This is a genomic window from Rhizobium mayense (genome assembly GCF_030272705.1).
Classification (GTDB): Bacteria; Pseudomonadota; Alphaproteobacteria; order Rhizobiales; family Rhizobiaceae; genus Rhizobium; species Rhizobium mayense.
Map to the genome: position 1 here is coordinate 79,832 of NZ_JARFYM010000026.1, position 14,448 is coordinate 94,279.

Annotated in this window: 14 protein-coding genes and 1 tRNA gene; 11 read left to right on the forward strand and 4 right to left on the reverse strand. The window is 59.4% G+C overall.

Translation table 11 applies throughout. From position 1 onward, the window contains the following. Positions 1-89 precede the first annotated feature (89 nt). Positions 90-686 (reverse strand): DNA-3-methyladenine glycosylase, encoded by a 597-nt coding sequence (locus tag PY649_RS25080; protein WP_285871539.1) that lies wholly within the window; start codon positions 684-686, stop codon positions 90-92. A gap of 537 nt (positions 687-1,223) precedes the next feature. Here PY649_RS25080 and PY649_RS25090 point away from each other — a divergent pair. Next, positions 1,224-1,313, forward strand: a tRNA-Ser gene (locus PY649_RS25090). A gap of 932 nt (positions 1,314-2,245) precedes the next feature. Here the strand turns inward: PY649_RS25090 and PY649_RS25095 are convergent. Next, positions 2,246-2,494, reverse strand: a complete 249-nt coding sequence (locus PY649_RS25095; RefSeq protein WP_285871541.1) for a hypothetical protein — start codon at positions 2,492-2,494, stop codon at positions 2,246-2,248. A 425-nt stretch (positions 2,495-2,919) separates the two neighbouring features. On the opposite strand from PY649_RS25095, the gene PY649_RS25100 reads away from it, so the two are divergent. From PY649_RS25100 to PY649_RS25125, 6 genes are all read left to right on the forward strand, one after another. Beyond that, complete coding sequence (locus tag PY649_RS25100; protein ID WP_285871543.1) at positions 2,920-3,543, forward strand: flavodoxin family protein; 624 nt, start codon at positions 2,920-2,922, stop codon at positions 3,541-3,543. Then, complete coding sequence (locus PY649_RS25105; RefSeq protein ID WP_285871544.1) at positions 3,536-4,408, forward strand: sigma-70 family RNA polymerase sigma factor; 873 nt, start codon at positions 3,536-3,538, stop codon at positions 4,406-4,408. Before PY649_RS25100 ends, PY649_RS25105 begins: the two co-directional genes overlap by 8 nt. A gap of 251 nt (positions 4,409-4,659) precedes the next feature. After that, on the forward strand, positions 4,660-5,829 hold the full coding sequence (locus PY649_RS25110; RefSeq protein WP_285871546.1) for a septal ring lytic transglycosylase RlpA family protein: 1,170 nt from the start codon (positions 4,660-4,662) through the stop codon (positions 5,827-5,829). A gap of 71 nt (positions 5,830-5,900) precedes the next feature. Next, positions 5,901-7,112, forward strand: coding sequence for a D-alanyl-D-alanine carboxypeptidase family protein (locus PY649_RS25115; RefSeq protein WP_432761402.1), 1,212 nt, complete (start codon positions 5,901-5,903; stop codon positions 7,110-7,112). 151 nt (positions 7,113-7,263) lie between these two features. Further along, positions 7,264-7,947 (forward strand): dTMP kinase, encoded by a 684-nt coding sequence (tmk, locus tag PY649_RS25120; protein ID WP_285871548.1) that lies wholly within the window; start codon positions 7,264-7,266, stop codon positions 7,945-7,947. Next, a complete protein-coding gene (locus PY649_RS25125; RefSeq protein WP_285871550.1) occupies positions 7,944-8,981 on the forward strand; it encodes a DNA polymerase III subunit delta' in 1,038 nt (345 codons plus the stop codon). The genes tmk and PY649_RS25125 overlap by 4 nt, the downstream gene beginning before the upstream one ends. Here PY649_RS25125 and PY649_RS25130 read toward each other — a convergent pair. Continuing rightward, a complete protein-coding gene (locus PY649_RS25130) occupies positions 8,978-9,721 on the reverse strand; it encodes a sulfite exporter TauE/SafE family protein (protein WP_432761404.1) in 744 nt (247 codons plus the stop codon). The two genes, PY649_RS25125 and PY649_RS25130, sit on opposite strands and share 4 nt — an antisense overlap. A 305-nt stretch (positions 9,722-10,026) precedes the next feature. Between PY649_RS25130 and metG the strand changes: the two genes are divergently transcribed. Genes metG through PY649_RS25150 form a run of 4 tightly spaced genes read left to right on the forward strand, consistent with a single transcriptional unit; the run spans position 10,027 to position 13,697 of the window. Continuing rightward, complete coding sequence (metG, locus tag PY649_RS25135; protein ID WP_285871554.1) at positions 10,027-11,580, forward strand: methionine--tRNA ligase; 1,554 nt, start codon at positions 10,027-10,029, stop codon at positions 11,578-11,580. Positions 11,581-11,594: 14 nt separating this feature from the next. Then, complete coding sequence (locus PY649_RS25140) at positions 11,595-12,377, forward strand: TatD family hydrolase (RefSeq protein ID WP_285871556.1); 783 nt, start codon at positions 11,595-11,597, stop codon at positions 12,375-12,377. A gap of 4 nt (positions 12,378-12,381) precedes the next feature. After that, entirely contained in the window at positions 12,382-13,209 is an 828-nt protein-coding gene (locus PY649_RS25145) for an MBL fold metallo-hydrolase (protein WP_285871557.1), read from the forward strand. After that, the gene (locus tag PY649_RS25150; RefSeq protein ID WP_285871559.1) at positions 13,206-13,697 is read left to right on the forward strand and encodes a YbaK/EbsC family protein; all 492 of its coding nucleotides are present in this window, start codon (positions 13,206-13,208) and stop codon (positions 13,695-13,697) included. Before PY649_RS25145 ends, PY649_RS25150 begins: the two co-directional genes overlap by 4 nt. Before the next feature lie 87 nt (positions 13,698-13,784). Here PY649_RS25150 and PY649_RS25155 read toward each other — a convergent pair whose 3' ends face one another. Next, entirely contained in the window at positions 13,785-14,087 is a 303-nt protein-coding gene (locus PY649_RS25155) for an adenylate cyclase (RefSeq protein WP_285871561.1), read from the reverse strand. Positions 14,088-14,448: the final 361 nt, after the last annotated feature.

Sequence of the window (14,448 nt, forward strand, 5' to 3'; positions counted from 1 at the left end):
GGCCGCCGGGCACCACCCCGGCGGTCTTTTTTTGGAGCAATTCCAAGGAAAAGTGCGCAGCGGTTTTGCGTCCGGAATTGCGTAACGCTCTAGGGAAACCTGCGGCTGACAAAACGCGAGCCAGCCGCGCCAAAGCGCCATAGCGGCTCGACGTTCTTCGTGATCCCGATCCGCTTGCCGGCGACCACCGGCACCGGCTCGGCCGGGGCAATCTCGAAGGGTGCCGCATCCAGCGCCAGCCCGTTCAGGCTGATATCCACGCCCAAAGCCTGTGTCAGCTTTCCCGGCCCATTGCAGAGATCGACGAAGTCGGCAACGCCGCGGCGCCGGATCATGTCCTCGATGCCGCTCTCCGGCTCCAACGCCCGGATGAGCACGGCGCTGGCGCCCTTGCAGACGAAATTCAGGCACCAGTGAATGCCGTAGGACCGGTAGATATAGACGCGCCCCGCAGGCCCGAACATCGCCGCGTTGCGCGCTGTCGGTCCGCGAAAGCTGTGGGATGCCTCATCGTCCGGCCGATAGGCCTCCGTCTCTACAATCCGACCACCGGCGCCTGAGACCGTGAGGCGTGAGCCGATGAGATCAGACGCAACGATAACCGCGTCGCGGGAGAAGAAGGCGCTAAGGGCAGGGCCGATAAGGGGCGGCGAGCCGATTGATAAGGGCTGGTCGTTGGGCGTCATAGGCGAGGGCTGTGTCCTTTTGGATATTCGATGCCGAATCGTTCACGTGAGTGGCCTGGGATTTCACCCTCTCGATTTCCTATCATTCCTTTAAGCGGGTTCAGAAACGAATTGTTCTCTGATAGGGAAGGGACCATCTAAGACTCGGACGGGAAGAAAATGGCTGCGCGGGATCGATATTCAAGAAAGCTCGAATGCTCTCGTTGTGGCAATAGCGGTTTTGCCGAGGTTTCGGAGGATGACAATCCCCGCCGTCAGAACCCTGGCTTTCTCGTGGACGAAATGCCGGTGGGCTTTTTCGACGAGCGCAAATCGAACGATCCGGCGAAATACATGATCCGCTGCCGCTGCGGCAGCGTCTTCCCGTTTAAGCAGAAATCTCACTATGCACCCGGCGGCGAGCCGAGGGCATAGTCGCCACTACCTGGCTGTGCCAATTCGATCGGCACGGAGTTCGATCAGGCCGGTTGACGCTCCGACCCGAATAGCTGTAAAGCCAGCCGACCACATTTTCTGAGGCAAGGCGCTTCAGCAACAGGAAGAGTGTCCGAGTGGTTTAAGGAACCGGTCTTGAAAACCGGCGTGCGGGAAACCGTACCGTGGGTTCGAATCCCACCTCTTCCGCCATATATCTTTGAAATAATTGAACTTATTTGCTTTTCTATAGTCCGTTCGCTTCCTTCTGATCTTCGCTGGCTCGAATCATCGTCTGGAATGCCTTCTCCATTTCATTTTCGCCGCTTCTCTCTTGAAGGCGTTGGCCGATAAGTCTTGAAGCGGCGACCTGGAGTGCTCCTTTAATCATGTTTCGATAGGCAATCTGGCGGGAGAACCAATATTCATCATTATAATCAATAGGGTCCGAGGGTGGGCCTAGCGTGACGCTGATCGAGTAGTCTGACGGGAAGTGTCCGGAGATGTCATCAAAGGCCTTACGACCTCGGCGCAGTGTGTTGTGATCAATTGATGGGGTTTCTCCGCGCCACGGACGATCCTGATGACGTTGGTGGCTAGTTTAATGACGGCCTGGTTAAATTGCTCCTGGGTATATGCCGTATCTATTTCCTTCTGCGATCGTTCGGAGACCACGGCGAGTTTTGGCTCTTCAGGCTCATCGGTCATAAAAAATCGTGCCGGTTGGTGAAATCCGGCAGGATTGAATGTCTGATATTGCTTGGCAAGTATCGGTGGCAATTCTCACCGCAATTTACTTCCTACACAACGTCTAAGCTGCCTTCAGAATGCGTTCGTGTCGGCGACGACAACGGCAAGAACGGTTTCGCGCGCGACGACAGAAACGCGCTGCAGTACGGTATCGGTTCCGCGCTGAAAGCGCAGACCTGATCAAGACTTGCTCTACAGAGGATAGCTCAATTCAGCGAGGGGGGACATTCCGTGATGGGCGTGAATGGTGCGAACAATGGCGACGAGTACGACGCATTCTCGCGTCGCAGCCGACTTATGCTTGTGTGGGGTCCTGGCGGTGAACTCAAAAAGATAAAACGGGGATTCTGGAAGCGACAGCGAAAGGCCGCCCAAGGTGGTCGCGGGATTTGATGTCAATCTACTGAACCGTCGTAAGTGGGCAACATCCTTACAAGCAGCCGATATTCATCCATCCGTAGATGGATCGTCCCCTCATAGGCGCGCATAGCCGTCGGATCATTTCGGATATAGCCTGCCGGCGGGAAACAGCGCTCGAACCACTCCTGTGAGGGCTCTTCGGGCATCAGACGCCATCCTTTGGGCACCGCGATAGCGGCAGATGTTTTCGGCCCCATGTCAGAGGAAGTGCGCTGATCTTTCATAAATTTATCCCCCCTTGAGATTCTCATCACGAGGGATGTCACACACTTCCATGAAGCGAGGCTGAATATTGGCGACTGATTTGAGGCTTGCTTGCGAAGTTGACTCGACCCTCGCGGAGCGCCCTTATTGGCCGATGGCATGGTATTTCAGAAGAATCTGCAGATCTCATGCACATTGATCAAGCAAGCGGCGGCCACATTTAATTTGAAAGGTAACACTCATGCCGCTCCGCTACCCCAATACACCCATGGACTAGGCTCGCGCATATACCGCTCTTCCGCCAGAAGCCTAATCTAATCTTGCGCCTTGCTGACATTGGGAAGCGGAGACAGCTGTCGAAGTCAAAAAAATCGCCAGGGCATGTCACAATCGAACCCCATACCTTGTCATCTCCTTCGCAACGCCATTTTCGAAGGAGATGACAATGATCCGGCAGAGCATCGCAATCGTCTATCATAGTGGATACGGGCATACGGGCCGTCAGGCCGAAGCCGTGAAGGCGGGGGTTGAGGAGGTCGACGGAGTGGAGGCCATTCTGCTGACGGTGGACAAGGTGGATGGCCACTGGGATGATCTCAATGCTGCGAAGGCAATCGTCTTTGGGTCGCCGACCTATATGGGCGCGGTCTCGGCGCCATTCAAAGCGTTCCAGGAGGCAACATCGAAGACCGTGCTCGCCAAGGGCTATCTGTGGAAGGACAAGATTGCTGCTGGCTTCACCACATCGGGGTCACGGTCCGGTGACAAGCTCTCGACGCTGATGCAGATGGTGGTCTTTGCCGCACAGCACGGAATGCATTGGGTCGGCCTCGATCTTCCGCCAGCGAACTGCTCTTCGACCGGTTCAGAAGAGGACATGAACCGCCTCGGCTTCTGGCTTGGTGCCGGCGCCCAGGCGAACACGGATGAGGGCCCGGAGACTGCGCCGCCCGCGTCAGACCTTGCGACCGCGCGCTATCTCGGGCGGCGTGTGGCGCTGACGACGCTGCAGTTCGTTCGCGGCCGCCAAGCCGCGCCCCTCCAACGCGCTCTTGTCACCCATGACTGAAACGCTCTCTGATGCGAACTTCTCTGAACTGCGTCCGCGCCTGGTCCGGCTTGCCTATAGGATGCTTGGATCCGTGGCGGATGCAGAGGATATCGTGCAGAATGCATGGCTGCGCTGGCTTGGGACCGATCATACCTCCGTCCGCGAGCCCGCGGCATTCCTTCGCACCATCGTCACCAGACTTTGTCTGAACGAGCTGAAATCGGCGCGCCGGCGTCGAGAATCCTATGTGGGCTCCTGGTTGCCGGAGCCGATCTTCGACCCGGAGGATGGCGATGCGACCGATGATATCACCTTGCCCCTGATGCTGGCGCTGGAGCGTCTCTCGCCCCTCGAACGCGCCGCCTTTCTGCTGCATGACGTGTTCGGCATGGATTTCGATGACGTCTCCTCGACGATCGGCCGCGAAGCTGCCGCATGCCGCAAGCTCGCAAGCCGGGCGAGGGCGCATGTCGCCGCGGCCCGGCCACGTTTTGCTGTTGGCAAGGAGCAGGGGCTCAAGCTCGCCACCGCCTTCTTCACGGCGTCGAGAACGGGAGACATGGACGCTCTGCGCGCCTTTCTTACCGAGGATGTCGTTGTCTATGCCGACGGTGGCGGCAAGGTAGCGACATCGCTGCGGCCACACATTGGGCTCGCTGCCGTCATGCTGCTTCATGAGAAGCTGGCGCGCGTTTTCAGCGCGCAACCCTCGCGACTGGTTCATTATGCCGTCATCGATGGCTTACCAGGTTTCGTAACGATAGAGGGCGGCGACGTCGTGCAAACGACCGCGCTGTACATCGAGCGGGAAAAGGTTGTCGCCATCTACTGCACGCGCAACCCCGATAAGCTGCAGCATATTGTCGGCGCCATGCCCCACTAATGGCAGGCACGCCTGCCGGTCGGCACGGCAACGTAACGAGTACCACTCGATCACGGAAGTAGCCCCATTTTAAACATTCATTAACCATAATCTTCAGAAATATCCGTTTCAGCTCAAATCCAATCGCAAATTCGACAACATGCAATCATGATTAAAGTACCGTTAGGTGATTGAAGCGTAGCAGAGTACCGGGTGAGGGATATGCCGGTGCATGCCTCTGCCAAAGTAATTTGATTAACGGCGTGGGACAGATGAAATTCGATAATCGTGCGGTGACATACGCAACGGGTATGCGTTGGTTTGCTCTCTCTCTGATGTGCGCCACTGTTACCGCCTGCGGAACCTCGCAGCAGGTTGCCACGAAGCGTCAGCACGGCAAGGAATATTTCTCCGAAAAGGAATACGGCGTTAAGGCGAGCCCGCGGGTTGCCTTCAACGGACCGATCCCGAAGGGCGGCGGCCGATTCATGGTCGGCAATCCCTATGAGGTCAAGGGCAAGTGGTATTATCCCAAGGAAGATTATTCCTATAACAAGGTTGGTATCGCCTCCTGGTACGGCTCGGCCTTTCACGGACGCCTGACCGCAAACGGCGAAGTCTATGACCAGCAGGCACTGACCGCCGCGCACCCGACCTTCCCGCTGCCGAGCTATGCGCGCGTTACCAATGTCGAAAACGGTTCTTCCATCATCGTGCGCGTCAACGACCGCGGACCGTACCACCCCGGCCGCATCATCGACCTGTCCAACAAGACGGCGCAGATGCTCGACCTTCAGAACAGCGGCACCGGCGACGTACGCGTGCAGTATGTCGGCCGTGCCCGCATGGACGGCCACGACGATCCCTATCTGATGGCCTCCTACATACCGAAGGGCTCGCGGCTGCCGAGCATCAATCCTGGCGGCCAGATCGCAACCGGCGTGATGGTCGCTTCGAATGGCGGCATTACGGCGGATCAACTGCCTGATTCGGATAATATCGGCCGGCCGAGCCGTCAGCAGCGCAGTTTCAACACAGCGCCTGCGTTCGCGCCGATCCCGAAGCCGTCGCCTTATTCGGCCACCGCCTTTGCCGGTTCGACGCCGACAGCGTCCTATAATGGCACCAAGCGCAACAATCCGCCGCCGATGACCTGGAACGGCGGCGCCATGCCATCGGTCGACCCCGTCGAGCCGACGCTGGTCGTGTTGCCCCAGATCGGTCCAATCCCTTATGAGCGTCCGGATTTCGCACCTGGGATGGCGAGCCTCGATGCGCCGTCGCTTGCCTCTACGGTCGCAGCCTATCAGGAAGCGCCGGTCAAGACGGTCTATGTCGATCTGGCTTTCGATGCGGTCATGGTGCGCAATGACGGGCTGACGCAGGAGTCGATCTTGTCTGCCTATCACCGTCAGCATCAGGGTCAGACCCAAGTCGATTGAACGGCGTCATTGCCTGAATCTTCACCTCTGACTAAAATGATTTTGGGGGTCGATGGGATTGCGGAGCCGGCATGTTAAGAGGCCTTTTTCTCGCGTTTTCCTTCCTTATCGGGGTTGAATGCCTGCCAGCCATGGCGCAACAGGCACCGCCGCCCGCTTTCGACACCAAGGCTACGCAGGCCTTCATGATTGAAGCCTCCACCGGCACGATCCTGCTTGCCAAGGATGAGAATCAACCGATTTCTCCGGCGTCCCTCGCCAAGCTGATGACGCTGGACGTCGTCTTCGATGCCGTCGAGCGAGGGGAGATTTCGCTCGACACCGAATATCCCGTTTCCGAAAATGCTTGGCGCAAAGGCGGTGCACCGTCGCGCACGTCGACCATGTTCGCTGCACTGAAGTCGCGCGTGCGCGTCGGCGACCTGATACAGGGCGTTGCCGTGCAGCAGGCCAATGACGGCTGCATGATCCTGGCCGAAGGCATGTCCGTCAATGAAACGGAATTCGCCCGGCGAATGACGGCGCATGCGCGTGAGATCGGTATGCCCAGAGCGGTTTTCACCAACTCCACAGGGCTTCCGGACCCTGACGATCCGAACGGCGGCAGCAAGATTTCCGTGCGCGAACTGGTGACGCTGGCGGCGGACCTGCAGGAGAAGCATGCCGATCTCTACAAATATCTCGGCCAGGCGGATTTCACCTGGAACAAGATCTTCCAGCGCAACCGCAATCCGATGCTCTTGCTAAACATCGGCGTCGATGGCCTCGGTACCGGCTTTGCCGAGGGCGAAGGCTATTCGATCGTCGCCTCCATCCAGCGCGACGGCCGGCGGCTGTTCCTGGCACTCGGCGGCTTGAAATCGGACAAGGAACGCACGGAGGAAACCCGCCGCGTGCTGGAATGGGGCCTCAGCAACTTCAAGAGCCAGCGCATCTTTGCCGATGGCGAAGTGATCGGCGATGTCAGCGTCTATGGCGGGGCGCAATCCACCGTCGGCGTGCTCGCCAAGATACCGGTCGATGTCTATGTGCCGCTCAACAATCCCGATCGCCTGTCGGCCCGCATCGTCTATCGCTGGCCGCTGACGGCACCCGTGGCGGCCGGCTACGAAGCGGGAACGCTTCGCGTCTTTTCCGGCGCGCGATTGCTGCGCGAATTGCCGCTCTATACCAAGGAAGCTGTCGCCCAGGGGACGCTTGGCAGTCGCGCTTTCGATGCCTTTCTGGAGCTGACGGAATCTCTGCTTTTCTCCTGGCTCTGGGACACGCCGACGCCGACTTGATTGTTTCCTGCCTCGTGAAATCCCTGTTTACGGCCTATATAGAATGTAAGGGGCGGATACTTGCGTGGTTTCGCCAACATCCATCTTGGGTTAAACAGGGCACACGTCACGCTACGGCACAAAAGCGCAAAACAAGGGCAGGATATGATCATTGGCTGATGCAACCGGATTGTTCGTGAGCTTCGAGGGCGGGGAAGGGGCCGGCAAATCGACCCAGATTCGCCGCCTGGCAGAACGGTTGCGCGGACTTGGCTATGATGTCCTGGTAACGCGCGAACCCGGTGGCTCGCCGGGGGCAGAAGCTGTGCGGCACGTGCTGCTCTCCGGCGCCGCCGAGATGTTCGGCACACGGATGGAAGCGATCCTGTTTGCTGCGGCGCGCAACGATCATGTCGAAGAGGTCATTCGCCCGGCACTTGCGCGCGGCACGATCGTGCTTTGCGACCGCTTCATGGATTCCTCGCGCGTCTATCAGGGCGTGACCGGCAATCTCGAACCCGATTTCATCGAGGCTCTGCAGCGCGTTGCCGTCAATGGCGTCGTGCCGGATTGCACGCTGATCCTTGATATTCCCGCCGAGATCGGCCTCGAGCGCGCGCGCAGGCGCGCTTCGGCAACGGCAGCACCGGATCGTTTCGAAAAAGAAGAAATGCAGACCCATGAGAAGCGCCGGGAGGCCTTTCTGGACATCGCCGCGCGCGAGCCCGACCGCTGCCACGTGATCGACGCGCAACGCCCGGAAGACGCCATTGCCGATGAAATTGCCGGCATCGTCGAAGAGCGGCTGACATTGGCGGACGATATGCCGGCCTCCAGCCCGGAAGTGGCGCAATGAGCGACGAGCGGCCTGGCGTTCTGGATGGTGCGATTGCGCCTCAGGATAACACCCGTCTTTTCGGCCACGAGGAGGCGGAAGCCTTCCTGGCGCAATCCTATCGGTCCGGCAAAGGCCACCATGCCGTCCTGATCGAGGGGCCGGAAGGTATCGGCAAGGCGACGCTCGCCTTCCGCTTCGCCAATCATGTTCTGTCTCATCCCGATCCTGCTACCGCGCCTGCGACGATCGGCGATCCGGATCCCGTGTCCGCTATCAGCCGGCAAATTTCCGGTGGTGCGTCGCACAATCTGCTGCATCTTGCCCGTCCCGTCGATGACAAGACCGGTAAGGTGAAGTCAGCGATTACCGTCGACGAGGTACGCCGAGCGGGCAAATTCTTCTCGCAGACCTCCGGCACCGGTAACTGGCGTATCGTCATCATCGATCCTGCCGACGATCTCAATCGCAGCGCCGCCAATGCCATATTGAAGATCCTCGAGGAGCCGCCGAAGCGGGCGCTGTTCCTCGTGTTATCGCACGCGCCGGGCAAGCTGTTGCCAACCATCCGATCGCGCTGCCTGCCGCTGAAATTGGCGCCGCTGAGCGACGATGCCTTAGGGAAGGCGCTTGCGCATCTCGGCATCAGTCTGTCGCCGGGGCAGGGCGCGGAGTTGCTGGCGGCCGCCAAGGGCAGCGTCAGTGAGGCTCTGAAACTGCTGAACTACGGCGGTGGCGAAATCGTTGCGGCCTATGAGCAAGTCATCGCGGCGGAAGGGCCTGCCGCGCGCCGGGCAATGCATCGGCTTGCCGACGCGCTGTCGGCCAAGGAAAGCGATACAATCTTCGGCTTCTTTGTGTCCCATATCGGCGACGATATCATGGCCCGGGCGAGGACGGCCGCGCTGGAAGGGCAGCTCACCGTGGCCGAAAGACTCGCCCGCCTCCATGCTGATGTTACCGAGCGGCTCAACATATCGCAGGCTTACAACCTCGACCGCAAGCAGACGATCATCACGATTCTCGGCGATCTCAAACAGCAGCTTTCCATTTAGGGAAAGAGCAATTTCCAGGCGACGATCATCAGAGTGGCAGCCAGGACGAGCCGGATCAGCCGCTCGTGCAGGCGCGGCGCCAGCAGGCTACCCGCGACGATGCCGGGAATCGAGCCCAGCAGCAGTGCAAACAGCATCGACCAATTGATCTCGCCGATGAACCAGTAGCCCATGCCGCCGATCAATGTCAGCGGCACGGCATGGACGATATCCGAACCGACGATCTCCCGCACGTCGAGACGCGGATAAAGCACGAGCAGCACGGTGACGCCAAGTGCGCCGGCGCCAACGGACGTCAGGGTGACGAGCGTACCGAGCGTCAGGCCGAGGATGAACGTCAATAGCGAGATAGTGCGGGGCGTCAGCGTCCCGCGCTCGCCTCGCCATTTCCGAATGGCTTCCAAAATCTGGCCGCGAAAAATCAACATCAGCGACGTCAGAAATAGAAGGCAGCCAAGGGTCAGAGTGATCGTCTGGGCGACGGCCGGGCTCTCACGATTGACGCCGGCCATGATCCACAACATGAGGAGCGCGGACGGTACGCTGCCCGAGGCAAGCAGGCCCACCACTTTCCAGTTTACCCGCCCGTGCATGCCGTGCACCGCAGTGCCGGCCGTCTTGGTGATCGCCGCATAGAGGAGATCGGTGCCTACGGCAGTGGCCGGATGAACGCCGAACAGCAAGACCAGCAGGGGCGTCATCAACGAACCGCCGCCAACGCCGGTGATGCCCACCAGCATGCCGACGAAGAAACCGGAAAAGGAGTAAAGGGGTTGAAACGAGGCCGGAAAACTCAAAACCACGGACCCTTTAAGCCGTTGGACAGGTTAGTAAAATTGGAAGTGGTACTCACGGCGGCCTCTGTCCTGCGCTTTGGTTTCATGAAGGGGTAAAGCCGAGGTTGGACCGAGTCAAGCGAGGACGGCCACGGAGCGTGGAATGCTGCGAGCGCGAAACTTGGTGTTTCGCTCCCAGCAAACATGCGCTAAAGCGAGCAGGTGCAAGAATAACAATGACGAAACCGTAAAGCGGACCATTGCCTGATATGACCGATAAAACCCCGTTCTACATCACCACCGCGATCGCCTATCCCAACGGCAAGCCGCATATCGGCCATGCCTATGAGCTGATTGCCACCGACGCCATGGCGCGATTCGAGCGGCTGGACGGGCGCGACGTCTTTTTCCTAACGGGTACGGACGAACATGGCCAGAAGATGCAGCAGACGGCGCGTGCCGAAGGCCTGACGGCGCAGCAGCTCGCCGATCGCAATTCGGGGGAGTTCCAGGCGATGGGCAAGCTGCTCAACGCCTCGAACGATGATTTCATCCGCACGACGCAGGCCCGCCATCACGAGACCTCGCGGAACATCTGGAACCTGATGGCCGATGCCGGCGACATCTACAAGGATTCCTATGCCGGCTGGTATTCGGTGCGCGACGAGGCTTATTACCAGGAAAATGAAACGGAGCTTCGCGCCGATGGCGTCCGCTACGGGCCTCAGGGCACACCTGTCGAATGGGTTCAGGAAGAAAGCTATTTCTTCAAGCTCTCGGAATACCAGGATCGCTTGCTGAAGCACTATGAGGAGAACCCCGATTTCATCGGTCCGGCCGAGCGCCGCAATGAGGTGATCTCTTTCGTCAAATCCGGCCTCAAGGACCTGTCGATCTCGCGCACGACGTTCGACTGGGGCATCAAGGTGCCGAACGATCCGGCGCATGTCATGTATGTCTGGGTCGATGCGCTGACGAACTACATCACGGCGACCGGCTATATCGAAGACCGCAACAATCCGCGGGCAAAATACTGGCCGGCCGATGTGCACATCATCGGCAAGGACATTATCCGCTTCCACGCCGTCTACTGGCCGGCCTTCCTGATGTCGGCGAAGCTGCCCTTGCCGAAGCGCGTCTATGCCCATGGCTTCCTGCTCAACAAGGGCGAGAAGATGTCGAAGTCGCTCGGCAATGTCGTCGATCCGGTCAATCTGGTGAACCATTTCGGCCTCGATCAGGTGCGCTATTTCTTCCTGCGCGAAGTCTCCTTCGGCCAGGACGGAAGCTATAGCGAAGAGGCGATCGGCACGCGTATCAACTCCGATCTTGCAAATGGCATCGGCAACCTCGCCAGTCGCTCGCTGTCGATGATCGTCAAGAATTGCGACGGCAAGATCCCGGAACGCGGAGAGTTAACCGAAGAGGACAAGGCGCTGCTGGCGCAAGCCGATGCGCTGCTGGCGTCGACGCGTGAGGACATGGGCAAGCAGCTCATCCACCGCGCGCTCGCCTCAATCATCGCCGTCGTCTCCGAAAGCGACCGCTATTTCGCCAGCCAGGAGCCCTGGGCGCTGAAAAAGACCGATCCGGCGCGTATGGCAACCGTGCTCTATGTCACGGCCGATGTCGTCCGCCAGATCGGCATTCTCCTGCAGCCGTTCATGCCGGAATCTTCGGCCAAGCTGCTGGATCTGATCGCTATTCCCGCCGACAAGCGCGATTTCGCGGCACTCGGCGAGGCCGGGCGGCTCGTTCCCGGAACGCCCTTGGAAGCACCCAAGCCGGTTTTCCCGCGCTATGTGGCGCCGGTAGTCGAATAAGGGACTCCGCTGCCATGTTGATCGATACGCATTGCCACCTGGATTTTGCCGACTTCGCGGAAGAACGGGACGCTATTGTCGCGCGCGCCCATGAGGTCGGCGTCAAACAGATGGTCACCATCTCGACCCGCGTGGGCAAGCTCGACGGGCTGCTCGCGATCACCGAGCGATATCCGTCCGTCTTCTGCTCGGTTGGCACGCATCCGAACAATGCCGACGAAGAATTGGATATCCTGACTGAGGATCTCGTGAGGCTGGCCAAGCAGCACGAGAAGGTCGTCGCGATCGGCGAGGCGGGGCTGGATTATTTCTACGACACAGTGAAGCCGGAAGATCAGAAGACCGGCTTCCTGCGCCATATCGCGGCTGCGCGCGAGACACAGCTGCCGCTGGTCATCCACAGCCGCAGCGCCGACGAGGACATGGCCGCGATCCTGACCGAGGAGACGGGGAAGGGGGCTTTTCCCTTCATCCTGCATTGCTTCTCCTCCGGCCCGGCCCTTGCCCGCACCGGCGTCGAGCTCGGGGGCTATGTCTCCTTCTCGGGCATCCTGACCTTCCCGAAATCCGAAGAGCTGCGCGAGATTGCCAAAACGATCCCGCATGACCGGTTGCTGGTGGAGACCGACGCGCCGTATCTTGCGCCGAAGCGCTGGCGCGGCAAGCGCAACGAGCCGTCCTACGTCGTCAATACCGCCGAGGTGCTGGCGGATACGATCGGCCTCAGCACGGACGAGATCGCCGCGATCACCACCGAGAATGCCTTCCGCTGCTTCTCCCGGATGACGAGGGTCTGACGGCGTGACTCACCGGCGACGCTTCACCATCTTGGGCTGCTCGTCGTCACCGGGCGTGCCGCGCATTACTGGCGATTGGGGTGCCTGCGATCCCAAGAACCCCAAAAACCGGCGCACGCGCTCGGCCTTCCTGATCGAGCAGATCGCGCCGGATGGCGGCATTACCACCGTCGTCGTCGACACCGGCCCGGATTTTCGCGAGCAGATGATTACCGCCGGCGTCAGCTCGATCGACGCCGTGCTCTACACGCACGCGCATGCCGACCATATTCACGGCATCGACGATCTGCGCGGTTTCTTCCACAATTCGCATGAGCGCATTCCGATCTATGCCGACCAGCCGACCATGGACCGTATTCGCGAAGGCTTTCGCTATTGTCTGGAAACGCCGCCGGGCAGCAATTATCCGCCGATCGTCCGGCCGATCATCATCGAGAGCCTAGACAAGAGTTTCACGGTCGAGGGGCAGGGCGGTCGGATCAGCTTCTGGCCACACAAGCAGCAGCATGGCGATATACACTCTCTCGGCTTTCGCATCGGCACGCTCGCTTATTGCAGCGATATCAGTGACTTCCCGGCAGAATCTGTCGAGCGAGTTCAAAACCTCGATGTCCTGATCATCGATGCCTTGCAATACCGGCCGCATCCAAGCCATCTTTCGCTGGAGCAATCTCTTGCCTGGATCGAGCGGCTGCAGCCGAGGCACGCGATCCTGACGCATATGCACACACCGCTCGATTACGCGACCGTGCTTGCGGAAACACCCGACAATGTCGAACCGGCCTACGATCAGATGCGGATCGAGCTCGATGTGGAGGATGATGATCTATGAGTGAGGACAGCAAGAAGCTTTCAAGCCTGGAACGCGTCGAACAGGCGGCCCGCGATCTCGGTCTCGACATCGCTATCAAGCGCATGGAGCAATCGACCCGCACGGCTGAGGAAGCGGCCAATGCGGCCGGCTGTGCCGTCGGCCAGATCGTCAAATCTCTGGTTTTCGTCAATGCGGACACCTACGCCTTGACGCTGCTTCTTGTTTCCGGCGCCCATAATGCCGATACGGCATATATCGCAACGACTTACGGGCTGCGCCTCAAGCGCGCCGACATCGACCGCGTCCGCGACGAAACCGGCTTTGCCATCGGCGGCGTCGGTCCGATCGGCCATCGCGTGAAGCTGCCGGTTTTCATCGACGAAAGCCTGCTGAGCTACGATCAGGTCTGGTGCGCAGCGGGACGGCCGGATAGTATCTTTGCCTGCGATCCCAAGATTTTGGCGGAGAAAATCGGAGCCGGGATCGTCCGCGTAAAGCCGAGCTGAGGCATCCCAGCCTAGCCTGCCGCTGCGGCCCCCAATTTGAGGTCGCAACGAATCAATCATAAGCGGCTGCCAGGCGCGATTCCGTCACTAATGATTATGGGACTGCTGGAAGCCGGCCACATCGTACTGAGATACGCTCTTCGGATTCTTAGAGTTCTGCGGCGCGTTGCCCGCGTAGTGTGTTCCCGCGTTACCATCTGGGTTGAAGGCTGAGCCCGGAGCAGTGGCGGCGTGGCCCGGCGTGGCACTTCCGGTCTGAGTCGTGCCAATCGTTTGGTTGGGCTGACCGCTCGTCTGCGTTACCGCGTGGACATTGGCGGCCAAAGCCAAGCCGGTGGAGCTTATGAGCAAGGATACTCCAAGCATTATCGGCGTTGCGAGATGTTTCATGGTGTGTTCTCCCAAAGCTTTTACGCTTCGAGGAGTGAACACTTCGGCCCGCGAATTATTCGCCGGCGCTTTCATTCTTTCACCCTCTACGCACTAAGCGGCAACACTGACATCGCCATTCGTCACTGGAGGCATCGACGTGGAGTTCAGATTGAGCGGCATGTTTCTCGCGGGCGAAGGGATGCTCCACTTAACACGCGGCGGAACCGACACTGCCAAAATGATCGGTTAGTTCCATAATCTATCTTATCTGATGTTCGTATGTAGCGGCTATTTAGTAATGCGACAGTTGGGCCAGTTAGAGATGCGACGGTCTCGCCTCTCGACGCACTGGTCAAAGCCAACGTTGGGAGCAAGGATG